Source organism: Alicyclobacillus dauci, from assembly GCF_026651605.1.
Classification (GTDB): domain Bacteria; phylum Bacillota; class Bacilli; order Alicyclobacillales; family Alicyclobacillaceae; genus Alicyclobacillus; species Alicyclobacillus dauci.
Genome location: NZ_CP104064.1, coordinates 905,938 through 930,263, shown reverse-complemented (window position 1 = coordinate 930,263; position 24,326 = coordinate 905,938). Strand labels below are relative to the sequence as shown.

Here is a 24,326-nt window from a genome sequence, read left to right as displayed (position 1 = left end):
CGTGACACCGGTCAATGCACGAAAATGAGCCACAGAATATTGACGAAGACAATCGTGACAATCCCTTGCACCAGCGTCGCCGCCGTTTGTGCTTTATAGGCCTGGGTCACGCGCATCCCACTGAACTGCGTAACGACCCAGAAATAGCTGTCATTGACGTGACTGACCGCCATGGCGCCCGCACCGATAGCCATGACAACCAGCGACAAAGATAAAGCACCGTGGATACCTGCTTGGACGAGCAACGGTGACAACAGCGAAGACGTGACGACGAGCGCAGTTGTCGAGGAACCCTGTGCCGTCTTCAACGCTGCGGCGACCAAAAATGCGATGAGCAGCAGTGCGACGCCACTGATTCCACCATGGGCCAAGTTCTTAATCATGGCAGCAACGGGCGTTTGCGAAATGATTTTGCCGAAGGCCCCACCTGCACCCGTGATGAGAATGATCGAAGCAGCGTCCTTTAATCCGTCGCCAACCCAATTGGTCAATGTCTCTTCGTTCCATTTCGGCAGCAACGTGAAGGAGGCAAACACACCGATAATCAAGGCAACCAAGGGTTGTCCAAGAAAATTGAACAGGTCCGCTGCTGGACCACTGGCTTTGGTAAAACTGACCACTGAACCGACAGCAATGAGTACGATTGGCAACAAGATAGGTAGGAACGACAGAAACGTGGACGGAAGTTTATCAAACTTCGCAACCACATCCTCGTAGCTTTCACCAGTGTCTTCGCCTTCGATGACAATTCGTCGACCTTGGAAACGAGCCCAGACGTAACCTGCGAGCATGGTCGGAATGGATACAATGAGTCCGATGCCGATAATTGCCCCCAAATCAGCACTCGCTCCGACATTCGCCGCAGCGGCAATGGGTCCGGGCGTTGGCGGTACCAGTGTATGGGTTGTATACAAGCCCGTCGCCAAAGCAACCGCCATCGACGCCATCGGGACACTTGCACGACGTGCCAACGCTTTCATCAGGCTGGAAAGAATGACAAAGCCGGAGTCACAAAAAACAGGGATGGAGACAACGGCGCCAATGAGCGACATGGCAAGCTGCGGTCTGTTCGGACCAACGAGTCGCAGAACAGCATCCGCCATGCGAAGCGCGGCCCCGGTTCGCTCCATGATGGTTCCGATAATGGTGCCACACACGATGACAATACCAATGGAGCCCATCAGTCCGCCAAAACCGTTATTCACGTTTTTAACGACGTCGGACAGGGGCATGCCAGAACAAATTCCAACGCCAAAAGCGGCAACAATGAGTGATAAGAATGGGTGAAGGCGCCACTTTGCTGTGGCAAAAACGATAAACAATACGCCGAGAACAATGATGACAAATAGTAGTGGACCGTGGACCATCGCTGACAACCTCTCTAGATGTGAATTGAAGAAACATACGAAAAAATTCCTATACAGCCATACGGACCAGCTTGGCGACATTGAGTGCAGCCGCGTACAAGTTCGCTTCTGCGCGCTGCATTGCCTCTTTCAGCGACGCAGGGCCGCAGGAAGCAGCGTGGATGCTTGTGAACTGTTCTTGAAGGGTGGGACAATCGGGATCGAAACTGCCAGATATCAAAATGACCGGTTTCGCCAGTTCTCTCGCCACCTTGGCTACGTAGTAAGGAACCTTGCCACTGAGCGTCTGCGTGTCACTGCGACCTTCCCCTGTCACGACAACATCGGCTTTTGCCAACCTATCTCGTAGATGACAGGCATCGCCGACCAGTTCGGCTCCGGAAACAAGCTCAGCGTCGATCCCCATGAGGGCAAACCCCATCCCACCAGCCGCTCCAGCGCCAGACGCGGCAGACAGATTCGGCCGCTGAAAAGCGGACTCCATCAGACTTGCGTACCGTTTCAGGCCGTCGTCCAGCACCCGGATCATGGCAGCGTCCGCGCCTTTCTGCGGACCGAACACGGCACTGGCTCCGTTGTCACCTGTGAGTTCGTTTTCAACGTCGCAAGCCACACGAATCGTTGAATCCGGGATCCGACTGTCTAATCCGGCGAGATCGACCTTCGCGACAGTCGTCATCCCCCGCCCCGTTAGCTCTACGGGTTTACCATCGACGTCAAAAAACTGGGCTCCGAGCGCTGTAAGAAAGCCGATTCCACCGTCATTTGTGGCACTTCCGCCAATCCCCACAACAAAGTCGCGGTAACCGTCGTCTAGCGCTCTTCGCAGAAGCTGACCAACTCCGTAGGTGGATGTGTTCATGGGATTTCTATCCCGTTCGTCGATCATGGGAAGTCCCACCGCTTGAGCCATTTCGATCACGACTGTCCGACCATTTCCGAGCACACCATACCTCGCCAGGGTAGGCTTCAGTAGTGGCCCCATTACCTCGCAGGAGACAAGTTGCCCGTCTGTGGCAAAAACCAGGGCGTCCATCGTCCCCTCTCCACCGTCGGCCATCGGGATGACGTCACACTGAACGCCGTTCATGGCATTCTGCATAGCCCGCTCAATGGTTTGTCCAACTTCAAGCGCAGATAGGCTGCCCTTATATGAATCCGGTGCGATGACAATGTTCAAGGTAATCCCCCCTTATATCAGGTATCTATGCACCTAATTGTAAAGCGCTTTCAATTTCGAATTCTGTAGGCATTTGACTAGGGATTAGGCAAAGAAATGAGAAACCGATTGTGCAATTGCACAATCGGTCATTGATTGGCTTGGCTGGGGCGCTGTAATTGGTGATGAATGACGAACATATACAACAGGGTAGCGTCGTGGAAGTTGCGAGGGTCTAAACCCACGATGGCCTTGATCCGATCCAAGCGATAGGTCAATGTGTTGCGATGGATGTGCAGCGACTGTGCCGTTTGGGCGGCATTACAGGCGTGGGTGAAGTAACACATTAGAGTCGATTGCTCCACTTCGTCCACACCCGTCCATAATTGACCAATTGTGTCGTTCAGTTCCGCTTTTAAATTCTCATCCAGAGTGAGGACGAAGCGCTCGAATCTCATGGTCTCTGCGTGCGCAATGCGCTTGGATGTTTGCACGCGAAGGAGCTCCATGGTGTGACTTGCCTGAATATATGCCCGCCGATAACCCTCGACACCCGCATTGGCAGAAGCGATGGCACATATCGCATCACGGGACAGAAACGGCTTGAGCCACTGCTCAGCAAATCGTTCAGTGTTTTCCTGTGAGGGCGTTTCACTGGGCCAGGCCAGAAAAATGGCTCGCTTTGTCCGAGCACAAATGGCATTGGGCGGTAAATGCCGTTCAACGTGATCGTAGATCGCGTCCATGTCAGCAATATGACCTACTTCTGGGAGAGACCGCAGTGAAATTAAACAGATGGTTCCGGGTGTCGCGATCTCAATGGCGAGCGCGTCGGCCGCAGCTTCAAGTTGTCTCACATCAGGTGCTGTCGGTGCTGTGAGTTCATCAACCCATGTCTGCAAAGCGCGATATCGATACGCTTGCTGCTGACTGAGGAACGCTTGGTTCAAAAGCAGTTCGACGGTCGTTTTGGCCAAATTGGCGAACGGGTAGATCTCGTTCGGTTCACCTGTAATGCCGACAACGCCCACTATGTGTTGCTGAAACTGGATCGGGAGATTGACCCCCGCCTTACTTCCTGCAAACTCGTGCGCCTGTGCACCCGTAATGACCAGTTCGGACTGTCGCCTCAGTACTTCCAACGCGCCCTCGTGGCGTTCATTCAGTCGCTCCGGCTCACCACTGGCCACAATCACCCCTGCGTCGTTCATGATGTTGACGTTGTAGTCGAGAATTTCTAAAAGCCTATCCACAATTGGCTGAGCGAGCTGAGTTGTGATCCGCATTGTCTTCACCTCTGTACACTAGCGCGGGCCGATGGATTGGTGACTCAAACGAGCTCTTTCCGAATGGCGTAAATCGCTGCCTGCGTCCGATCTTGCACACACAGCTTTAACAAAACATTACTCACGTGCGTTTTTACGGTCTTTATGCCTATTCCCAGGCTGTCGGCAATCTCCTGATTATTTTTCCCGGTACCGATGGCCCGAAGTACATCCAGCTCTCGATCCGTCAGATCTTGCCACAACTCCCGCTCATTCTGAGCTTGGACTTGACCCATCAGTGTTTTCTGGGCCTTCGAATCCAAGGTTGGCAGCCCTTGCGACGCTTGACGAATGACTGTCGTGAGCTCATGTGGCGGGCTCGTCTTCAATATGTACGACAGTGCACCAGCTCGCACCGCTTCAAGCACCGACTTGTCGTCCACCGTGCTCGTCAAGACGACAATGCGACTTGTACAACCGCTGGCAGACAGCTCCCTAATTGCTTCGACGCCCGATTTCACGGGCATGAGCAAGTCCATCAGAATGACGTCTGGTTGAAGTCGGCGGGCGAGATCGACGGCCATTTGCCCGTTTGATGCCTCCCCCACCACTTCGATATCGTCGACGGTCTCCAGATATGTGGAAAGACCTAGGCGGACGATGTCGTGATCGTCGACCAATAGGACACGTATCATCACTCTTCCCCCACAGGTGCACTCGTTTTTGGGATGATCACTTGAACGGTCATGCCCTTGTCACGATGCAGAATTTCCAGTCTTCCGCCCAAGTAGGCGGCGCGTTCACGCATGGCTTTGAGCCCATACGTATCTCCGTTTGCTCCGACGTCTTGTGCGAAGCCCCGACCATCGTCCGATACGGTCAACTGGTATAAGCTCAGGTGCTCCGCTAACTCGACAACAACACGCGAGGCTTGCGCATGCTTCAAGACATTGGAAATCGCCTCCTAGAGGATTCGAAAGAGTTGCTCCTCCACTGCGGCCGGCAATTGCTTGACGCCTTCGGCGTGAAACGACCAGGCGAGCCCGTGTCGCTCCTCCACCGATTGTAAAAACGACGGTGCCGCATCCGTAAGCGAACGCCCATCCAGTTCAACGGGCCGCAAGTGCAGCAGCAATGCTCGCATCTCACGCTGCGCCTGATTGGAAAGTTCCTCAATGTGCTGTATGGTCTCCATCAGTTTCGCCGACCCTTGCCGATACTGACTGCCCGCTGCGGCCGCGAGCAATGTAAGGGAGAACAACTGCTGGCTGACCGAGTCGTGCAATTCACGCGAAACGCGCTGGCGTTCCTCAATCGTAGCGGCGCGCTCCGCAGACTGTGCCAGCTCCAGATTTTCCGCAGCTAGTTTTTGCAGAAGTGCAACTTGCTGTTCTATGCGCTCACCCATGCGATTAAACTGAGCTGCGAGAGAATCGATCTCATCCCGCTCACCGTACCTCGCGATCCGGTGCTGCAACCGCCCGTTCGCCATCAGCACGGCAGCTTCCTCAATGTCGTACAGACGTCGCCGAATGGTTTGCGCTTGCAGATACCCAATGAGAATCCCAACGACCACAATGGCGAAACCAACGAGAATCAAGTGAACCAGCAGATAGACGAAGCGATGCCCGTCATCCCACACGTGCATGAATAGAATGCCGGACAGATATGACACAACGGCGATGCCCGTGCCGCCAATGAGAAACCTCATTCGAGTAGTTAGCATTTAGACACGCACCACTTCCACATCGCCAATTCGGAGTCCGAGGATCAAGTGACAGCGCCTTGCGGCGGACGCGTACATCTCGTCCTCCAGTTGCACGGATCGCCCGGTCCCCGTTTGCGCATCACCAAAGATGGTGACATTGCCCACAGATACGTCCGCTTCGACGAGTATAGGCAGATCTTCTGGCACCAACACACGGATATCACCTATCCAGCCACGAACGTCGAGCCGATATGTCCCGTCCTCGACATGCGCGGTGGCAAGGTTGACTCGGACGTCACCAATACCGTTCCACAGGCGCATGTCCCGCAAAACCCATGGGGATCGACCAATCGATAAATCGCCAATGAGCCGCCAGTCTGTCTGTATACGATCGCTTCTGTTGCGCCGGTCGAGTTCTGTCGACACGGCGAGGTCCTCCGACATGTTGCTGTCGAATGAACGGGAGCCACCCTTATTACTGACATTGACGACAATGGGGCCAAACCAGGTGCGTCCTGGGAAAATGAGCGATAACCCGAAGAGGACAATCGCCAATCCAAAGAACAGCCCCCAAAAACCGATGACGTTTAGGAAAGGGAATAAGTGTGTCCCTTTCAGTGACATGCCCACGCCAAGTAAAATCATGAAAATTGCTGTCCAAGGCACTCGCTTGCTGCGCGACTCCACGAGTCCATAGAGGCCCGCGACAACAAGGAGAAGCGGCCACAGGACAGACCCCGACGTCCAAGGTGTGTGCACGGGGATAATTTGCATTCGAAGAAGTAAATAAAACAGTCCAACTAGTACGACAACGATTCCAAATAAACTGCTTCGCCTCATGGTTCATCCGCCTTACATCCGTTTTGTGGCTTCATGGTATCGGTTCCCTGCCGATCTGACAACTCGTCTCGGGAGGAGTTGTGCTCAGACTTAAGTCGGAACTGGCCCTCCGCAGATGGTCCGATTTCAAGAGGTGTATATTCCCGTACGCTGTGACTAGAAAATGTTGGTCTGCAAGACGCACGAAACGGAGGAACCGAACTGATGAAAAATCGAAATCTGATCACGTTGCTGTCGGGACAATTCATTTCAACCTTTGGCAACAACCTGTTAAGCATTGCACTACCGTGGTTCGTCTACACCATGACCCACTCCAAGGCTGATCTGGCGTATGTGGGCATTGCTCAGTCACTTCCAGCTCTATTAGGAATGGTTGCAGGCGTGTTTGTCGATAGGTGGTCAAAACGCCAAACGATGATCGTGTCGGATGTCATTCGCATGGCCATCTGCCTGGTTCTCGGGGCCTGGAGCCTTCTCCATCCGTCCCTGATACCTATCGTGCTGCTTGTATTTATTCTGCAATGTGTAGGAGCTTTCTTCAATCCAGCAGCAGGGGCACTCTTGCCTTTAATTGTGCCGAAGGAGAACGTCCCGGCCGCCATGGGCTATGAACAGTCCGGTACAGCGACGGCTCAACTGGTGGGTACCTTGTCCGGTGGTGTTCTGTTAACCCTACTCAGCGCGCCCCTGCTCTTCTTCAGCGACGGCATCTCGTTTCTCTTGTCGGCTATTAGTTTGTTGTTCATCCGCATAAAAGAGAAATACGTACAGCGGACAATACACTCCGAGCCGCCATCATTTCGCCGAGAATTTCTCAGCGGGCTCGCCATGTTCCGCAAATCCCGCTTTCTCATATTATCGCTAGTCGGGGTACTCATCGCTAACTTCGCCTTCGCTCCACTCGATCTCGCCCTTACGGCCTGGGTCAAAGGAAACCTTGGCGGATCGGCAAGCGCGCTCGGTATGATCAATGCAGCGTTTTTCCTGGGGATGATTATCGGAGGTGTTCTCCTCGGACGCATTAGCAAAATTATTTCCCTTCGCATGCTCTTCCTCTGGAGCCTGGCGATAGCGGGCGCGTTGGTCATTTGCATCGGTCTCCTGCCAAATGTCTTATGGGACGCCTTGATTACACTTTGCATTGGCTTTGTCGTTGGCACGCTCAATGGTGGATTCGGGGCAGTTGCAACAGGTTGTATCCCGGAGGAGCTTCGGGCGCGTGCTTGGGGGACCATCGGATCGTTGTCCGCGCTGACCGTTCCCATTGGCATGGTTGTAGGCGGCATCTGGATGACCCACTTAGCGCTCGCAAACGTGTTTCTAGTCGTGGGCTGTCTGAGCATTGTCGCCAGTTTGCCGTTCTTGCTTCCCGTCAAGCAGGATTTACAAGCCATTGGCGTGGCCTCTTAACGACACTTTGCCCAAGCAAGCATGGCAACATGGCCCTATATCGGTGTCATGGCTAACCAACTCGTCATCCGCACACGCTCTTGCGTCTGCGAAACATAAGATAATACACGAGTCTTTGATGGATGGAGTGGGGTTATGAATGAGTCAACGCAAGTCACCAAGTCGGACCTGTTTCACGACGCCATCCTCATCATTACAGGACTAGCGTTGTTTTTCTTCTTCTTCTTCATGCCTTCGTAAAGGAGTGAACACCAGTGCCTATCGACAAGACAAATCAAAACGATGTCAATCGAGTCACAAATAAGATTCGAGATGTATTCGGTGTCGTGTCTGTCACTGGTGTATCCATATTGACACTGTATGCCATCGTAAAACTGACTCCGGTCTGGAAAAAGTCGCTTGACGAAGTGAACAATACGAACTCATCCAGAACGGTGGGGCCTTAGATGAGTTGGTTTCCACACGTCTCGCGCGTCCAACTCGGACAAATTCTTGCTCTGCTCATTGTTCTTGGGTACGTGGACATCAACGTTATCACATTCCGGGCTGGGCAGTTTTCATTCGTCGTTCGTGGCCCCTTATTTGACCGTCTCAGTTCCGGGACTGCTCGTTACCTCCGAAATCCAGGCAACGCTCCAAGAAACAGTGTGACGGCAAAGGCATACGTGAAATTAGAAGCACTGCTGGCCTTTTTGCTATTCACCAAACAGGCGTATGTCATGAATCCAACGGTCGTCGGTGCCGGAATTGTCTATTCCATTCAATCCGACTGGTTTCTCTTGAGCACGCTTCAACGCATGTTAGAAGAGAGACGAAATCATCCCCTGGAGCGGATTGTCCTCGCCGTACTCAACCTCGGCGTGGGATGGGGACTCATGCAAAATTCATTCGGCATTACGGGGACAGCCATTGGCCCCTTTCCATACACACTGGGGTTTTCTACGACATCCAAACTGCTGGAACGAAGCAATGCTGCGCCGACTCTACCCGGACTGGCCACCCTACCAAACGGTGGTCCGGTATACAAGTTGTTTAACCAACTGATCGGATTTTTGCTCGTCATTCAGCAACTACACATTTACAGCGTGTCTATCGGCAAGGCTGGTCGCGTCGTTCTTGGCATCACGGGGAATCTTCTGGCGCTCAAAAGCATTCCAAAACTGTTAAACCAGCGCGTGAAAACGTGACATTCAATGACAAGGGGCTGAACGAGAGGCGAAATCTCTCGATCCGCCTTTCGTTCAGCCCCAGCTCGTGTTTTCTCAATCGGCTCCCGCGAAATTTACCTCACCTGTTTTAGGACGTTCGCGATGACGTCGACAGCGGTAGAAATATCTTCCCGAGACACGTCCTTATTCGTCACAAAACGAACCGTCGTTGGGCCGAAAGCGGAAGACAGCACGCCTTCGTCGCGCAACGCTTGAACGAACACGTTGACGTCAACCTCTGTCCCAGCGATGTCGGCTATGACGATGTTCGTTTGCACCGTCTCCAGATCCACCGTCACACCAGGCAATGCACTCAACTGTTCTGCCAAGTAACGAGCATTTTCATGGTCCTCCGCCAGTCTATCGACCATCGTCGTCAACGCGAGAATCCCTGGGGCAGCAAGGATGCCCGCCTGCCTCAGTCCACCACCCATGCGTTTCCGCCACTGACGAGCCTCGTCAATAAACGCCTTCGATCCCGCCAACACAGAACCGACCGGAGCGGATAACCCCTTGGACAAACAAAATTGTACGGTGTCGACGTGCGACGCGATTTCTTTCGCACTGCGCCCAGAGGCGACAGCCGCATTGAACAATCGAGCCCCGTCCATATGTACAGGAACACCTGACGCCTTCGCAATGGACGAAATCTCTTCCAAAACGTGAACGGGTGTGACCGTTCCGCCCGCACGATTATGCGTATTTTCGATACAAATCAGTGCTGTTCGCGGTTGGTGGACGTCTCTTGGCCGGATGGCCTGTTTGATGTCTGTCGGTTGCAGGACACCCTTACGCCCCGGTACTTGTCGGATTTGCGCGCCGACAAACGCGGACACGGCCGCCGCTTCATAGTAGAAAATGTGCGACTCGGCCTCCGCGATGACTTCTTCCCCCGTCCGGGCGATGGTCGCAATGGCAACCTGGTTCCCCTGCGTTCCACTGGTGACAAATAGCGCAGCTTCCTTGCCTAGCATCTCTGCTGCTAACGTTTCAAGTCGATTGACAGTTGGGTCTTCACCGTATACGTCGTCACCGACTTCAGCCTCTGCCATCGCGCGGCGCATGTCCGCCGTTGGCTGGGTGACTGTGTCACTTCGCAAATCAATTCGTTTCGCCATGCAAATTGCTCCATTCCCGTGAGTTTAATCGCGATGTTCTCTATTATACGTCCACTCGTCAAAGGCAGCGCTAATCAACTATTCACTAAATAGTTTCGTTCGTTGCCTTGTGTCAGACCGCCCCTAGATTTCCCGATTCGCGTCAACTCTACGGTAACCCTTGTACCTTGCCCCGGGATGCTGTCGTAGTGGATCGTTCCGCCATGGCGGTCAATCATTCGGTGCGAAACCATCAGCCCAAGCCCCGTGCCGTTTCCTTTCGTCGTGTAAAACGGCTCACCTAAGCGTTTGATGGTCTCCTGCGTCATCCCAATTCCTGTATCTTCGATCACGATTTGTACCTCATCACCAGTCGATTTTGTCATGAGCGTGACCGTTCCACCCACGGGTGTGGCCTCGAGTGCATTCTTAACAATATTCATAAACACCTGTCGTATTTGGTTTTCGTCCCACAAGACATACTTCATTCCGTCATCTGAATGCGTACGAATGGATACGTTCGCCAAGTTGGCCTGTGGTTTCATGAGAACGGCCACGTCGCGAATGGCTGCATCGACATCGACTGGGACTGATTTTTCTACTTGAGGTTTAGCCAGCACCAGAAGCTGACTGGAAATCAGGTCAATTCTCGATAATTCGCTGTTGACGATGGAGAAGTACTGTTTCGATCCCGCCGGATCGCGTTCAATCAACTTGAGAAATCCCTTGATGGACGTCAGGGGATTACGAATTTCATGAGCCACACCGGCAGCCAGTTGGCCAACGGTGGCCAGCTTATCGGACTTTCGAACAAGTTCCTCTGCCATTCTCTCTTCCGTAATGTCCGCCACAACGCTGTAGTACCCGACACATTCACCCTTCAGGACAATGGGCACTTGTGTCAAACGAATCGGGATGGCTTGTCCGCTCTTGTGTCGCATCTTAGTCTCAATATCCCTGGCAATCTCCCCACGGATGGCACGTTCCCGCAAGTCGTGAACCAACGGATGATCCTCGGGGAAGGACATATCGAAACGCGTTAACCCGGTCAATTCGTCCAAGCAATAGCCGATCATACTGAGATACGCCGTGTTCGCCATCTGCACGCGATGGTCGAGATCGAACGCGCAGACCCCGTTCGGGTTATACTCCACAAACGACTGGTACCGCTCGTTGCTCACCTCTAAAGCGTACCGAGACTCCACCAACTCGGTTCGATCACGACCGTCCTGAATGATGTTTTCCACAATCAACATGCCACCGGTCATCAACACAAACTGCAGGACGACTGCGACAAGCAAACAACGTGCGATGGCTTCGAATGTCAATACGTGATTCGGTTCAAAAATGAAGACGAGGGCAACAATGGTCACCAGTTGTACCACCAATACAACTAAGGACAGATATATCGCCGTCTTGCGTCGCTTCTCCCGCGAGTAGTAAGCGAAACGGTGACAGATAAAAAAGGGCAAGGACGAATAGACGAGCAGCGCAGCGATGGATGCCACCGCGTGGTTTTCTCGACTGATTACTTGATAAGCTACCAGGATACCGACGGCGATCAGGCCTGCCCTTCGCTTGCCGTACAATATGGACAAAACAATCGGGACAGACTGAAAGTCACCTGGGATACCGAAGATGGAAATCGGATTGAGTTGATCACAAATCGCAGCGATGCCGCCGTACATTCCCATAAATGGGACCCCAGCCGGCAAGTAATTGAAAGATTTTCTTGAAATCCAAAACTGATACAACCAGAGAGGGAACAGAATAACACCAAAGTGAACAAAGTACCGACTAAACAATTCCTCTACACAGCCTTCTTTTTGTCTATTTGCAAAACCATCAGGTGTGCGTTGGACGTTAGTTACCCATATGATGACGAAGTGTTCGAGCCCGCACCGAACCTAACCTTAATATATCGAAATCTTTTCCGACCATATGTGACAACTTTGTCTACCTGCATCGAATTATGTCGAATGCGGGAGAAATAGCGGTGAACCGCGACAAAAACCCGCTCTTCTCATTCTGCACTCCCAATTGCCACAACATTTTGAGATAATACCAAGTAAGAACACGGGCTTTTGCCTCGTCTCTCATTATGGTTCCCAGGGCTTGTACCGCACGAAACCCTGTGGAAACTTTCAACCAAGGAGCTCAACAAGATGTCTAACCTGTCCACTACGTATTACGCGCACGCAATTGAATTGTCGAACGCAGAAGCGTTCGAATCACGTTTGAAGGCCCTCTTGACGGAGGAAATTCAGTCTTTATCGGATCTGGAAGCATGGATTCAACGGGAAGTGGAGTTCAAGCTGCAAGTCGGTGAGGTCATGTCCGGTCAAATGATTGACTTCTACCGGGACACAATGAGTGAGGAAAAAAAGCAAATTCACATGCACGATCAGACTGTCATCCAACCACTTCTATTAAAATACGGTTCTGAGTTAGACAAAAAGCTCTGCCAGAGCCCTTATGCAGCGCAACTCGACACGAAAAAGTACGGTCTCATGCTCAAAGTTCGATCCACGGATTTAGAACTCTTCCGTGAAGAGAACATTCCCCTTCAAGTAAGAGAGCAAGAACTCGTTGCCAGATACAACGAAATCATCGGCGGTCTGACGATAACATGGAACGGTGAAGAGAAACCCTACCCATATGTCCAGGCTCAAATCGGGGACCCGGACCGCGCAACGCGTGAAAAGGCCTGGAGAGCAACCAGGGAAGCGCTCAAGTCCGTTCGATCCGAACTGAACGACATGATGAACGAACTCGTTCATCTTCGCCACCAAATTGCCGTCAACGCCGGATTCAAAAATTACGCTGAGTATTCGTTCCGTGCACACAATCGCGAGTACACCATCGCAGATTGCCAAGAGTTTTACGCTGCGGTGGAAAAGCACGTGGTTCCAGTGTGGGACAGATTGGCGGACCAGTTCAAGGCGGAACTCAATGTCGACGTGTACCGTCCTTGGGACACATCACCATGCACCTTGAAAGGCGCGCCGTTCGAAGCGGTGGATGATCTTGTGGACGGCGTCGAACGCATGTTACGCGCGACGGATCCCTTCTTTGGCGACAAGTTTGTGCACATGCGTGAAAACGGCCTACTTGACTTGGAAAGCCGCAAGGGTAAAGCGCCTGGTGGATTCTGTGACTTTCTGAGTTACTCGAAGAATACATTTGTGTTTGCCAACTTTAGTCCGTCGTGGTTTGCCTTGATCGCGCTGATCCACGAAATGGGTCACGCCGTCAATGGTTACCTCCAAGTCCGCGACGAGTACGAGTGGACGCACATGCGGGCAGAAGTGGCCGAACTCTATTCGCACGGGATGGAACTGTTGTGCTTAGACAAGTTGAACGAATTCTACCCCAATGAGCACGAGTTTCGTAACGCCCAACGGGAAGAAATTCACCGTGCACTGAACATGCTCATGGGGCCGTTGTCGGGTGACATGTTCCAGCACTGGATGTATGCGAATCCAGACCACACGCCGGAAGAACGAGACGCTGCGTACCGTGATATCACACAGAGGTTCGCGGGCCACCCCGTGGATTCCACCGGCTTGGAGGACGAAGTAGGAATTGGCTGGTTGGACTCCATTCACTTCTTCGCCTACCCGTTCTACAACATCGAATACTCCATTTCCGAACTGGGTGCGCTGCAACTACTGGAAACCTATCGGAAAGACCCTCGCCAAGCAATTGAGGACTTTAAGCGTGGGGCGAGCGCGGACAGCAACCAAACCATCGCTGAGCTCTATGCGGCAACAGGCGTGTCGTTTGACTTCTCAGACCAATCAGTTGGGCGGACGGCGAAGTTCGTGGAGGAATTGATTGAGTCGTTGGCGTGACGGGAGTTACATGTGATATATGACCGAGGCCGCCCCGTGCGGCGCTCGGCTCGTCTTGTCCACATGTGCGGTACTCCTCTGATGTGGAATGGCTTTAAAAATGTCCCCAGCCACATCAAATCATCGGTGGTTGCCACACTACCTTCTAATGGCAACCGTCAACTTCACACGGTCATAAAGACTTTCTCTACAGCGAAAACTCTACTACACACGTTGAGCTTTGCTACTCGTTAAAAATACTTGCGCCGCGAGAGACTAGCTGAATGTATATACCCGACGCCCCCACCCTGTACGTACCCAGACGACTTTGTCGCAAACACAAAGGAGGCACTTACCATGAGCGATCCACAGTCAAGCGACAACGTACGCAATTTCACGATTTCCACTGAAATCTTCGATAATCCCGACTTAGATATCTACACACAAATGACCTGTATCGTCTTGAGTTCATATTCGACTGAACAAGCTCCCCCTAGCCTAGAACAAATCTCTCGGAAGGGACGCATGGATAAAACCAAAGCAACACGAGCATTACAGCAACTCGTTGAGCTAAAGATTTTATCGCACAGAGTATTTCGTGGCATTATCGGGGATTTCTCGGATGATCGTCTATCTTGGGCAGCAAAGGGACTTCTCTTATTTTGTAAGGAAAACCCACATGCAACCTTGGACCAATTTAGCGAACTATCCAGCCAGTCACACGATGACCAAAACAGCTTAAGAAGAGCTCTTTATGAGCTCAAGCGGTATGGTTATTTAGAAGAGTTCCCTCAGGTCAATCAGATTTTTCAGGAGAGTAACCAGGGCACCCCTTCACGGGAACTACAACCAAATCGCTCATGAATAACATTTCACACGGCTAGAAGCTGCATAGGTTTACAGTCTTTATGGGAACATAACCAAAAACAACCCAGGAGGCTCCCCCATGCCACTTATGGAAATTACGATTGTTCCCATTGGAACTGGTTCTGCTAGCTTCAGCTCTCATATCGGTCCGGCTTTGCGCGTGATTGAGGACCGAGGTTTGAACTACCAAGTTGCACCGACCTGCACCATCATTGAAGGAGATTTGGACGCACTGATGGATGTCGCGAAAGAAATTCATCAGAACGCTTTAAACGAGGGCCCGGATAGAGTGGTTACGAATATCATGATCGACCATCGCACGGACAAAGACATGTCGATGTCGCGTGCGGTGGATAGTGCACAATCGTGATCAATCCGCTGGAACATCATTAAGTTACCTGAGGACCATCGCCCAGATGGTCCTGTTTTACGTGATAATCTGCAATCAAGGGACGACGAAGTGACATGACGATGGTAAGATGGGCATGTCGAGTTTAAAAATAGCCATAAGTCGGCCTATTATCTAACATGAAATGAATCATTCCTCGTCCATATCTACACGAAGGAAGGGTGGTTCTGAAATGAAACGCTCTGTTTCGCGATGGCTCGTAGTTGTATGTCTTCTTATCCTGGCACCTTGTCTTTCACTTCCAAGTGCTCGTCCTGTGCATGCAAACAATCTTCTCAATCTCAGCGGAAGGTCCAGTCATTCCGAACTTATCGTCTCCAGCACGCCAACTGCTCAGTCGCTGACTGGTTACAGAAAAGCGGAGCCGGTGTACGGTGCTGATGGGCAGCGGGTACTCATCATCGGATCGTCTGTAGCCCACGGGTGGAAGGATAATCCACAGGACGGTGGCTATCTAGACCGTTCCTTCCGAGTCCTTTCAGACCTCACGTCCAATCACTTTGAAGTGTATAACAAAGCTGTTCCTGGTCACGGCGTAATGACCATTAGAAAAACATACCCAACGTGGCTAACGGATATCCACCCAGATGTCGTTGTCATCGCGTGGGGTGGATTGGACGATTTGTATGCAAAAACTCCCATGACTTCGTTCCAGGAGCAGGTGAAGTGGGAGATTCAGTCCGCACTCGCCAAACATGCCCTGGTCATTGTTGTCACGTCACCCGTATCGAAGGCTTCCTATACGACGTACAAATTGAGCCAACCAATTCTTTTCAACGATGAAATGAACGTTGCTAAGGACTTTCACAACGAGAACGTGCACGTGTTCAATGTATTTGGGCAAATGAAGAGTTACCTCTCGACACATCACGAGACAATTCGTCCGTATATGGGCGACGCTTGGCATCCGAATACGGCCGGACACGAATTGGCGGCCCAACTATTCATCAACGACTGGAGTGAGCAATTCGGCACTGGAGCTGTTCGATATCATGGGCTTTCGCACGGCTCTCCGGAGCCACATTCCGCCGTTCACAGAGGGTCTCAAGTTGTGTGACGCGGATTTTTGTGACATACGTATCTGTTGAGAGGAGCCATGACAATGGAATTTCGTCTCTTGGAGTACTTCATGGCCGTCTGTGCGGAACTTCATTTCACCAGGGCAGCCGAACGGCTGGGCATTAGCCAGCCGACATTGAGCCACCAAATTCGCTTGCTTGAAGATAGGCTGGGTACGGCTTTGTTTCAGCGGATCGGTAAAAAGATCTACCTTTCACAGTCAGGCAAGATTCTGCAAGCGCACTGTGAAAAGATTTTCTATGAACTGGAGCAGGCTCAAGCCGAAATTCAAGAGTTGAACGGATTGCACCGTGGGAAGCTGACCATCGGGTGCTCCGGCAACCACTTGGTGACCCGAGCTATCATCTCGTTCCACGAACTGTATCCGGGAATTGAATTGTCCATCGTGGACTTGAGTACAGAAGAAACTGTGGAAGGATTGCTTAAGAACACAATCGATTTGGGTGTTACATTTCTGTCGATTGATGATGATCGCCTGGAATTTATACCCTTGTTCAAAGAGGAATTGCGTCTTGTCGTGTCATCCAGCAATCCACTGGTGAACCTTCAGTCCGTGCCCTTTCGTGACCTTCAGGCGGTTCCAATAGCGCTGCTCCCAAAGAAGTATCTCATTCGACGATTCATTGATGCCTGTTGCAGAAAGGTAGGATTTGAACTGTCGCCGAAACTTGAGTTGTCCAGCCTGGAATCGTTGAGAGAGATGATCGACAACACTCTACTAGCAAGCATTATGCCGCAGTCATATGTCGCCTCCGTCAACGATCCCGTGCTGTGTAGTATTCCCTTCACTGACTCCGTACCGATAGCCCAAGTAGGCATTGTCTATCGGAAGGAAGCGTTCATGGACGTAACGACCAAATCATTGATTCGCCACTTAACTGCCACCCTGGCAGACCCCATCGCAACGTAGAGAGAGCTCGGCCCGAGCGTTGAAATGTCTGAAAGGATCAGATGGGACAGAGCGGATCTCGAGACCCTATGCTATCCTATCCGTTGACGCCTTACCTCCTCTTCATTCGATTGGCCGTTACCACCTTGATCTTGGCAAGCTGTTGCTTAGTAAGCGGACGGGTATGCGCATAAGGCCGCTTTGTTTTAGGCATTTTTACCGCACCCACTGTTCGGCCGGGCCGGGCAACTCGAATCCCAAAGACTTGCGCGAACGTATTGAACGGGAAACATATCGAACGAAGCCCGCCAGCAGGTCCTGCGAAGTTCACCGCTGCTACAAAATTATCTTGGTCGCGAAGCCATATCGATCCGGAATCTCCAGGAAGAGAAATAGGTGTGTTGCTTACAACCACAGTCTGGTTAGTAAACCGGATGACTCCCAAACCTCCGTAATTTCCATAATTTACATTGACATCCACATTAATCGACTCGACAGTGCCCCTAACGAATCCAGTCGTCCGCCCTACCTTTTTGAATCGCTCCCCAACTCCGTAGGATAGCAGGTGGCCTGGTAGGGCTCCGACAAGAGCGTAACGCGGATCAAGTAGACTGTTACTCAGTGGGATGGAGGTAGCAGCATCTAAAAAATTGACCGCATCTTTTCTTAACGGGACAAAACGATCCAGTCGGCCAATTGTGTCAGGTCCAGATCTGCCACCATCCGCTGCCCCGGGCTGAATGGTTTCCGTGAAACCTGTGCTGTTGTTCCTGTTTAACACATGATTATTGCTGCAAATATACAACTGGTTTCGTCCTGGAAAGTTGATACCAATGATTCCGGCCGTTCCTGATACACCGTTTGATCCCGGAATGCTAGGGTATCCTACGCTATAACCTCCTGGAACAGGACGAATTCTTCCTCGAAATTGTGTTGGCGAAACAGTCCCATTCGCAAAAATGGGCCCCGATGCGATAAACCGGACGGGCACGGACACTGGTTTTCCTTGCATTCTGACCGTAACATTTTGTGGCAGGGAGAGATTCGATGCAGTGGCCGCTTTGCGTGTATAAACAATGACTGCTGCGCCCTTTTTCGGGTTTTTGGAATCAGCGTACCCAACACCAACTCCCACAACGCCACGTTTTTTCAGTAGAGACTGACAAATACCCGATTTAGCATGACAAGCAGCGCGAAAATTCGCCATCTATATGATTCCCCTATTCAACTCAGTCCTTGTGAGACCTTTTGCCACAAAATATGTAGGACTGGTTGAAATGAAAGGGACAAACCATATAGATTACTGAATCATTTATCTAGCCGTATATCCGCCATCGATGACCAGCTCAGTGCCGGTGATGTACGACGCGTCGTCGGACGCCAAAAAGAGGACGCCCTTCGCCACCTCCGCCGGTTTACCGAGCCGTCCCATTGGCGTTCCTCCCACGAGAATTTGATACCGATCCGCTGTCATATCCGCGATCATAGGCGTATCGATGATCCCGGGATGCACGGAATTCACCCGAATCCCGTCGCCGGCATACTGGACAGCGGCCGTCTTAGTCAACATGTGCACGGCCGCCTTCGAAGCCTGGTACGCCGCCGAGGCGCCGCTCCCGACGAGGGCATAGATGGATGAAACATTGACAATGGCCCCGCCACCGCCTTCGATCATGCTGGGAATGACACACTGCATACCGAGAATGACACTCTTCGCATTGATATCCATGACACGCGCCCACTCCGCCATCGACGTTTCCAAGATACCAGTGCGACTGGTCACACCTGCGTTATTCACGAGAATGTCGATCCGCCCGTGCACATCCAACACAGAACGAACAACCGTCTTCCACTGTTCCTCATCCGTGACATCGTGAACGAATGCCATGGATGGCTTCCCAGTCGTCCCATAGCGGAGCCCTCCTCCAAATTCAACTACAGATCTGCTCGATCAACTCCGCAACCGCAAATACCTCATTCTCGCCGTGCTCGCCACCCACAACTTGAATGCCAAACGGTAACCCATTTGACGCAATCCCTGCACGAACGGTCATGGCTGGATACCCCAGCGCGTTCGCGAGGACGAGGTACGGGAGTATCCTGTGCCCGCGGTTGCTGTAGACCGTGTTGGCAATTTTCCCGTGTTTTGGTGCTGTCCAGGGGAATACAGGCATGAGAAGGACGCCGCGATCGCCAATCACGGCGTTAAACTGTGCACGCAGCAGCGAAATTTCTTTCATCAGATCATCCAGCGACCGTTTGCTTCGGGCGACATACTTTGCGCCAAATAAGAGTGCTAGAATCCATTTGTGGTAAATCCGTCTTCCGAAAAGCGCCCTCATCAACTCATATTCCAGGGAAAACGATTCTCCTTCCCGGATTTCCTCTATTGTGGCCTGCCCGCCATCAGACAGAATGACACTTTGCCACAGCTGTACGACGCCATGCAAAAGTGCCCCATCGGCGGGTTCGACGGGGATGGCCTGTGACACCTCACGTACAATTTCACCGAGCGACGCCAACATGTCGTTATCGACAGGTGCCTCAGCGACGGAAGCAAGCCAATGGACCTTCACGCCGTCAAGATATGTATCCGCTTTCCTGTGGGATAAGACTTCGTATAACAGTCGAACGTCTTGAACGGTTCTTGCGAGGGGACCTGCAGAATTCATGTGGAGGTGGTGTGGGTATGACGGATACTCTCCATCCGTTGGGATGACATCGTGCGTTGGCCGAATCCCGCAGATCCCGCATAAATGCGCCGGTAACCGAATCGATCCACCTAAATCACTCCCGATACCCCACGCCGATCCGTACGAAGCGATCAAAGCGGCCTCACCACCGCTCGATCCGCCCGGTGTACGCGTCGGATCGAGCGGATGAGACGTGCGTCCGAAGAGAACATTATCCGTCTCGTGTGTCATTGTCAGTGTCGATGTATTTGTTTTACAGAGAACGACGGCACCCGCTTCACGAACACGGTGTACGGCCTCCGCGTCCTTTGTCGCGATCCTGTCACGGTGACGATGCACACCGCCTGTCCACGGCAAGCCTTGGATAGCATACATTTCTTTTACACTGATTGGCATACCAAGTAGCGTGGGCAAATTTTCATCTCCACGCATGCGCAGTTGGTCAGCAGCACGGGCTTCCCGTCGTGCTTCCTCAAACCGCTCGTGTGTCACTGCATTGATAATTGGCTGTAATTTCTGAATTCTATCGATGTGGGCGAGGATCAACTCCTCCGAAGAAAAAGCGTGTTCTTTAAGACCATCCATCATTCTGGTGGCGGACAAGCGGGTTAAGTCACTGACGGCTGAATCCTTCCAAGTATACGTAGGACATAACCTCCCGACTCTAGGTCACCCTATGGAATCTTTTTGTCATCTTAGCTTATGTGTGGTCGAAAAAAAAGCCTTCCTGCTATAATAGGGCAATATTTAACGAGGATGTGATTCCAATATGGAATGCCGGGTAGGGTGTGCGGCTTGTTGTATTGCCATCTCCATCTCGTCCCCGATTCCCGGAATGCCGGACGGTAAACCGGCGGGTGTACGCTGTGTCCAGCTCACGGATGACAACAAGTGTAAGTTGTTCGGCAAAGCGGATCGCCCATTCGTCTGCATCAATTTACAGGCATCGGAAGACATGTGCGGCCATTCGAACGAAGAGGCATTTAAAAACTTGACTGCTCTTGAACGAGCAACCGCACCCTAATATATCGCCGCAGGCGAGCAGGTCAAAGTCTGTTGTACAGCGAATTTACACGTGGGCAGATGAGCTTCAGATTCTGCTTGGTGTGCGATGAAACAACTTGATATATGGAATGTGATTATCGAACCAAAATATCAATTGTTCCCTGATGGGTGAAAGAGGGCTGGGTATGGAAAAATATGTTGTATTCCGCTTGGAAAACGAATCATACGCCATTGAGGTGTCGTCCGTTCAGTCCATTGAGACTGTGCAGCCGACAACGCGGTTGCCTTATACAGAGCAATTCGTCACGGGCCTGATGACATTACGTGGCGTTCTCGTACCGGTAGTGGATCTACGGCTGTACTTTGGCCTTGACCGCCGTGAACCCACGCCAGAGTCGAGGGTCGTCGTTGTATCGAAAGATGAAAAGCTCACAGGTCTCCTCGTCGATTCGGCGACAAACGTGATCGATATTCCCGACGAGGACATTGACTTCTCGCTCAGCGACGTTGCTGGATACGCAACGAAAACCGCATTGAAGGGCATTGCAAAGACAGATGGCATGATCATCGCCTTGCTCGATGTCCACAAGATTCTCGACACGGGCAGCGAAGCGATGGCGACCTATACAGGCTAATTGGCCTGTCTAAAAATAAGATATCCAATGGCGGTTGCGCGGTGACGCGAGCTGTACCGCGCTGCCTGTCTGACCGGGGCATCTCGCAAGTGACAGAATTGAATAATTATAACACATTATTTATTATCTACCGGATGCTCACACTTTCCACTACTGCGTGAAACGTTTGGTCGACAAACCACCAAAATCAACGCCATAGCAGTAAGAACCCCGACACAATTGGACGGGAGCACGCGTCAGCCTCCCACAGGCGTGGCGAATCACTGTGATATGAAGGGTATAAACTGCATACATTTAAAGTGTTAGCGCGACGCCTGAAGATTGCCTTTAGGGCCTTATGTTGCCGTTGACACAGGAGTGTAGGAGGGCTAGGGCCCCCTGAATTCGCTAAATCAAAATCGGTGTAAGCCTCACCTTACACAATTGATTATTGCGATTTTTTGTGCTTCCATTCACGCGCCAGATGTAATACACCGGAAGCGACTTGAAGCAGCAAAAGCGTGATTTGCAGGGCAGACATGAAGTCTCTCAATGTTGGTATCCCCTCTCAGTAGGGGGCCCAGCATCTCCTGTTCTCATATGTATTTTCGGATATCCCTTTATATTCCGGTTGACAGACAAAACGTGGCCGTGCTAGCGACAACCGCAAACATATAGCTTCTGACTATCTACTTTTGTATGTGCCATCCTGAGTATACACATGGCCCTGTTCTTCCTCATTTAAGGAGAGTACAGGGCCATATATTCGTCGCCTCCTACTTTTGAACATCCTCTAGCTCTAACGTTCCCGATGGAAACTCAGCTAGTTTAACGGGTTTTTCGTTGGCTGCCGTCCCAATGGTCCAAACGGCATTGCCTTTGATGTATGCCACATGCTTGCCATCTCCGGTAAAGGTAGGGGTCTGAATTCCCGTGCCTGCCTGTTGCACGATGCTCACCTGGTCGGAAGCAGTGCGATAAATGTTTAAAGTCGATTGTCTGAGCCACGCGTTGTAGGCTGATTCACTGGTGACGTCAGTTTTTAGCGCAGGTGCAGCCGTGAACGCAATCATCGCACCGTCATCCGTTACAACAGGCGACAGTTCCACGTGGTTGGGCTGACCCGGAATGTCGCGCAGCTTGCCATTCTGATATAACTTGATGGCCTTTGTCATGTAGGCTTCCCGCCGTCCCCCTACTTGTACAGCGGCACTTCCTCTTCCGAAAGGCGAGACCGTTCTGGCTATGACGTCTGCGGCTTGAACGTGCCCATCCGCTAGCGTTACCGCGACAGATGTCGAGTGCCCGTTCAGATTCCCCTGCATCAATTGCGTCCCATCCGCCATGATCGACCCCGCGTGTTGCGGGTCCAGCCAGTAAAACACAGACTGACTGTCGGCAGACCAAGGCCCGAGCACGTAACCATCAGGTGACTTCGAGTTCGCCAGGGTGGTTTGTTTGCCTGTAGCGAGATCGCGGATTTGGACTTGATCGTGCCACTTGCCTGCTGCACTGTTGTTTCTAGTCGGTGGATCGACTGACATGACCAAGGCCAATCGCTTGCCGTTCGGGCTGAAGCGAATGTCCGTAATTTGACTGTTATTCGCTGCTGCCACACCGTATGGCTGTGACTTTTCATTCGGCTGGACCAGGTACAATTTTTGCCCCTGTGTTGTTCCGTAGACGAATCGTTCCGTCCCCGGAATCCAGTCGCCGAACCGGAAGTTTGCATCGAGCACCTTTACTTTTTGCGTCCCGTCACTGGAAATCAACCAAAGTGACGTTTGGCCGATGGTCGAGGCCGGATGGTAAATGGCAACTGCTACCCATTTGCCGTCCGGTGAAAACTTGGCCCAGGTCGCGTTGGTGGCGAGCAGGTGGCTTGAGGTTGAGCTGAGATCCGGTTCCTTCGCGGAGATCGTGTACAACTTGTTTCCACCAGTGTAGGTCGCTGGGTCAGTATCGAAAACCGCCATTTGAAATAACTTTGGCGCTCGGTGGACAACAGGTGTTCCGAAATTAACCGTGTGCAAAGTGGAACCGTACATAGCCCAGGCACCCCACGCCATCGCGATCACGGCTGCCGCCGAACCGAGCCCCATCATCCAATTGCGATATGCCCGACGTTTCACTGGAGCCGGTTTCCCATCGTCCAAGGAGGCCTCAAGTTCCGCCCAAATCTCCGCCTTCTCATCTACTGACAATTGAACACGCGACAAGACAGAAAATTTCTCGTCCATCCCTTTGTCTTCCGTCATCTTCTATCACCCACTTCCGTGTCAGATTCGTCGAGTAAAGACCGCAATTGGAGGATGGCCCGGTGCAGCGTTGTGCGAACTCTCGCGTTGGACCAGCCCAAAACATTCGCGATCTCGTCCGTCGTCAAATGCTGGACATGCCGCAGAACGAACACCGTGCGATAATTGTGTTTCAGTTGCAACAGAGCCTGCTCCAGTTCGATGGCGATCTCGGCACTGTTCGTTTCGTCTCCCAGGTACGGTGGCTGATAGTCTTTTAGATAATTGCGTTCCGTCTGCCGTTTTCGAATGATGTCAGTCAAGTAGTTTCGGGCAATGCGAAGCAGCCACGTTTTCGCGTTTGCCTCTCGACGAAATCCATCGTATGATTTCACGACGCGCAAAAATATCTCCTGAACCGCATCTTTGGCGTCCTCGTGACACCCGAGTGTAAAACGGGCGATTCGGTAAACGTCGTCTGCATACAAATCGAACAACTGTCGTATGGCCTCTGTTGTCGACAAATCATCAGCCACGAATGTGTCACCCTCTTCCCAGTTCATTGAATTAGACGGATGAATTCGTTCTGTGTGACAGCCGCATAGGTGAAAGCGCAAAAACCGCCAGTCCGGTCTCCGGCTGACG

Annotated in this window: 24 protein-coding genes; 10 read left to right on the top strand and 14 right to left on the bottom strand. The window is 51.9% G+C overall.

Translation table 11 applies throughout. From position 1 onward, the window contains the following. Window positions 1–11: 11 nt before the first annotated feature. From NZD86_RS04605 to liaF, 7 genes are all read right to left on the bottom strand, one after another. On the bottom strand, window positions 12–1,367 hold the full coding sequence (locus NZD86_RS04605; RefSeq protein ID WP_268045315.1) for a GntP family permease: 1,356 nt from the start codon (window positions 1,365–1,367) through the stop codon (window positions 12–14). A 49-nt stretch (window positions 1,368–1,416) separates the two neighbouring features. Beyond that, window positions 1,417–2,547, bottom strand: a complete 1,131-nt coding sequence (locus tag NZD86_RS04600; RefSeq protein WP_268045314.1) for a glycerate kinase — start codon at window positions 2,545–2,547, stop codon at window positions 1,417–1,419. Between the two features lie 128 nt (window positions 2,548–2,675). Continuing rightward, on the bottom strand, window positions 2,676–3,812 hold the full coding sequence (locus NZD86_RS04595; RefSeq protein WP_268045313.1) for a CdaR family transcriptional regulator: 1,137 nt from the start codon (window positions 3,810–3,812) through the stop codon (window positions 2,676–2,678). Window positions 3,813–3,856: 44 nt separating this feature from the next. Next, a complete protein-coding gene (locus NZD86_RS04590) occupies window positions 3,857–4,486 on the bottom strand; it encodes a response regulator (protein ID WP_268045312.1) in 630 nt (209 codons plus the stop codon). After that, window positions 4,486–4,749, bottom strand: coding sequence for an ATP-binding protein (locus NZD86_RS04585; protein WP_326492661.1), 264 nt, complete (start codon window positions 4,747–4,749; stop codon window positions 4,486–4,488). Before NZD86_RS04585 ends, NZD86_RS04590 begins: the two co-directional genes overlap by 1 nt. A 6-nt stretch (window positions 4,750–4,755) precedes the next feature. Beyond that, a complete protein-coding gene (locus NZD86_RS04580; protein ID WP_268045310.1) occupies window positions 4,756–5,517 on the bottom strand; it encodes a sensor histidine kinase in 762 nt (253 codons plus the stop codon). Further along, the gene (liaF, locus tag NZD86_RS04575) at window positions 5,518–6,339 is read right to left on the bottom strand and encodes a cell wall-active antibiotics response protein LiaF (RefSeq protein WP_268045309.1); all 822 of its coding nucleotides are present in this window, start codon (window positions 6,337–6,339) and stop codon (window positions 5,518–5,520) included. Between the two features lie 204 nt (window positions 6,340–6,543). On the opposite strand from liaF, the gene NZD86_RS04570 reads away from it, so the two are divergent. From NZD86_RS04570 to NZD86_RS04560, 3 genes are all read left to right on the top strand, one after another. Beyond that, complete coding sequence (locus tag NZD86_RS04570) at window positions 6,544–7,749, top strand: MFS transporter (protein WP_268045308.1); 1,206 nt, start codon at window positions 6,544–6,546, stop codon at window positions 7,747–7,749. A 254-nt stretch (window positions 7,750–8,003) separates the two neighbouring features. Beyond that, a complete protein-coding gene (locus NZD86_RS04565; protein ID WP_268045307.1) occupies window positions 8,004–8,195 on the top strand; it encodes a hypothetical protein in 192 nt (63 codons plus the stop codon). Continuing rightward, window positions 8,196–8,936: a hypothetical protein gene (locus tag NZD86_RS04560; protein ID WP_268045306.1), complete on the top strand. Its 741-nt coding sequence runs from the start codon at window positions 8,196–8,198 to the stop codon at window positions 8,934–8,936. A gap of 95 nt (window positions 8,937–9,031) precedes the next feature. On the opposite strand, the gene NZD86_RS04555 is transcribed toward NZD86_RS04560, so the two are convergent. Together NZD86_RS04555 and NZD86_RS04550 are read right to left on the bottom strand one after the other, a co-directional pair. Then, window positions 9,032–10,075 (bottom strand): threonine aldolase family protein, encoded by a 1,044-nt coding sequence (locus tag NZD86_RS04555; protein ID WP_268045305.1) that lies wholly within the window; start codon window positions 10,073–10,075, stop codon window positions 9,032–9,034. Between the two features lie 74 nt (window positions 10,076–10,149). Then, window positions 10,150–11,748, bottom strand: a complete 1,599-nt coding sequence (locus tag NZD86_RS04550) for an ATP-binding protein (RefSeq protein ID WP_268045304.1) — start codon at window positions 11,746–11,748, stop codon at window positions 10,150–10,152. A 471-nt stretch (window positions 11,749–12,219) separates the two neighbouring features. Here NZD86_RS04550 and NZD86_RS04545 point away from each other — a divergent pair, with 471 nt between their 5' ends. From NZD86_RS04545 to NZD86_RS04525, 5 genes are all read left to right on the top strand, one after another. Then, a complete protein-coding gene (locus NZD86_RS04545) occupies window positions 12,220–13,908 on the top strand; it encodes a M3 family oligoendopeptidase (protein ID WP_268045303.1) in 1,689 nt (562 codons plus the stop codon). A gap of 336 nt (window positions 13,909–14,244) precedes the next feature. Then, complete coding sequence (locus tag NZD86_RS04540) at window positions 14,245–14,751, top strand: hypothetical protein (RefSeq protein ID WP_268045302.1); 507 nt, start codon at window positions 14,245–14,247, stop codon at window positions 14,749–14,751. Window positions 14,752–14,833: 82 nt separating this feature from the next. Next, window positions 14,834–15,124, top strand: a complete 291-nt coding sequence (locus tag NZD86_RS04535) for an MTH1187 family thiamine-binding protein (protein WP_268045301.1) — start codon at window positions 14,834–14,836, stop codon at window positions 15,122–15,124. Window positions 15,125–15,419: 295 nt separating this feature from the next. Beyond that, window positions 15,420–16,220: an SGNH/GDSL hydrolase family protein gene (locus tag NZD86_RS04530; protein WP_268045300.1), complete on the top strand. Its 801-nt coding sequence runs from the start codon at window positions 15,420–15,422 to the stop codon at window positions 16,218–16,220. A 45-nt stretch (window positions 16,221–16,265) separates the two neighbouring features. Next, on the top strand, window positions 16,266–17,153 hold the full coding sequence (locus NZD86_RS04525) for a LysR family transcriptional regulator (RefSeq protein WP_268045299.1): 888 nt from the start codon (window positions 16,266–16,268) through the stop codon (window positions 17,151–17,153). Window positions 17,154–17,244: 91 nt separating this feature from the next. Here the strand turns inward: NZD86_RS04525 and NZD86_RS04520 are convergent, their stop codons facing one another. The 3 genes from NZD86_RS04520 to NZD86_RS04510 form a co-directional block, all read right to left on the bottom strand. Beyond that, window positions 17,245–18,339, bottom strand: a complete 1,095-nt coding sequence (locus NZD86_RS04520; RefSeq protein ID WP_268045298.1) for a chymotrypsin family serine protease — start codon at window positions 18,337–18,339, stop codon at window positions 17,245–17,247. Window positions 18,340–18,444: 105 nt separating this feature from the next. Beyond that, window positions 18,445–19,020 (bottom strand): SDR family NAD(P)-dependent oxidoreductase, encoded by a 576-nt coding sequence (locus NZD86_RS04515; protein ID WP_268045297.1) that lies wholly within the window; start codon window positions 19,018–19,020, stop codon window positions 18,445–18,447. Between the two features lie 43 nt (window positions 19,021–19,063). Next, window positions 19,064–20,413: an amidase gene (locus NZD86_RS04510; protein WP_268045296.1), complete on the bottom strand. Its 1,350-nt coding sequence runs from the start codon at window positions 20,411–20,413 to the stop codon at window positions 19,064–19,066. A gap of 181 nt (window positions 20,414–20,594) precedes the next feature. On the opposite strand from NZD86_RS04510, the gene NZD86_RS04505 reads away from it, so the two are divergent. Both NZD86_RS04505 and NZD86_RS04500 read left to right on the top strand, forming a co-directional pair. Next, window positions 20,595–20,849 (top strand): YkgJ family cysteine cluster protein, encoded by a 255-nt coding sequence (locus NZD86_RS04505; protein ID WP_268045295.1) that lies wholly within the window; start codon window positions 20,595–20,597, stop codon window positions 20,847–20,849. Between the two features lie 166 nt (window positions 20,850–21,015). Next, window positions 21,016–21,465 carry a chemotaxis protein CheW gene (locus NZD86_RS04500; protein WP_268045294.1) on the top strand — a complete coding sequence of 150 codons (450 nt, stop codon included), beginning with the start codon at window positions 21,016–21,018 and terminating at the stop codon, window positions 21,463–21,465. A gap of 755 nt (window positions 21,466–22,220) precedes the next feature. On the opposite strand, the gene NZD86_RS04495 is transcribed toward NZD86_RS04500, so the two are convergent. Together NZD86_RS04495 and NZD86_RS04490 are read right to left on the bottom strand one after the other, a co-directional pair. Then, on the bottom strand, window positions 22,221–23,702 hold the full coding sequence (locus tag NZD86_RS04495; RefSeq protein WP_268045293.1) for a WD40 repeat domain-containing protein: 1,482 nt from the start codon (window positions 23,700–23,702) through the stop codon (window positions 22,221–22,223). Beyond that, a complete protein-coding gene (locus NZD86_RS04490; RefSeq protein WP_268045292.1) occupies window positions 23,699–24,244 on the bottom strand; it encodes an RNA polymerase sigma factor in 546 nt (181 codons plus the stop codon). The genes NZD86_RS04495 and NZD86_RS04490 overlap by 4 nt, the downstream gene beginning before the upstream one ends. Window positions 24,245–24,326: the final 82 nt, after the last annotated feature.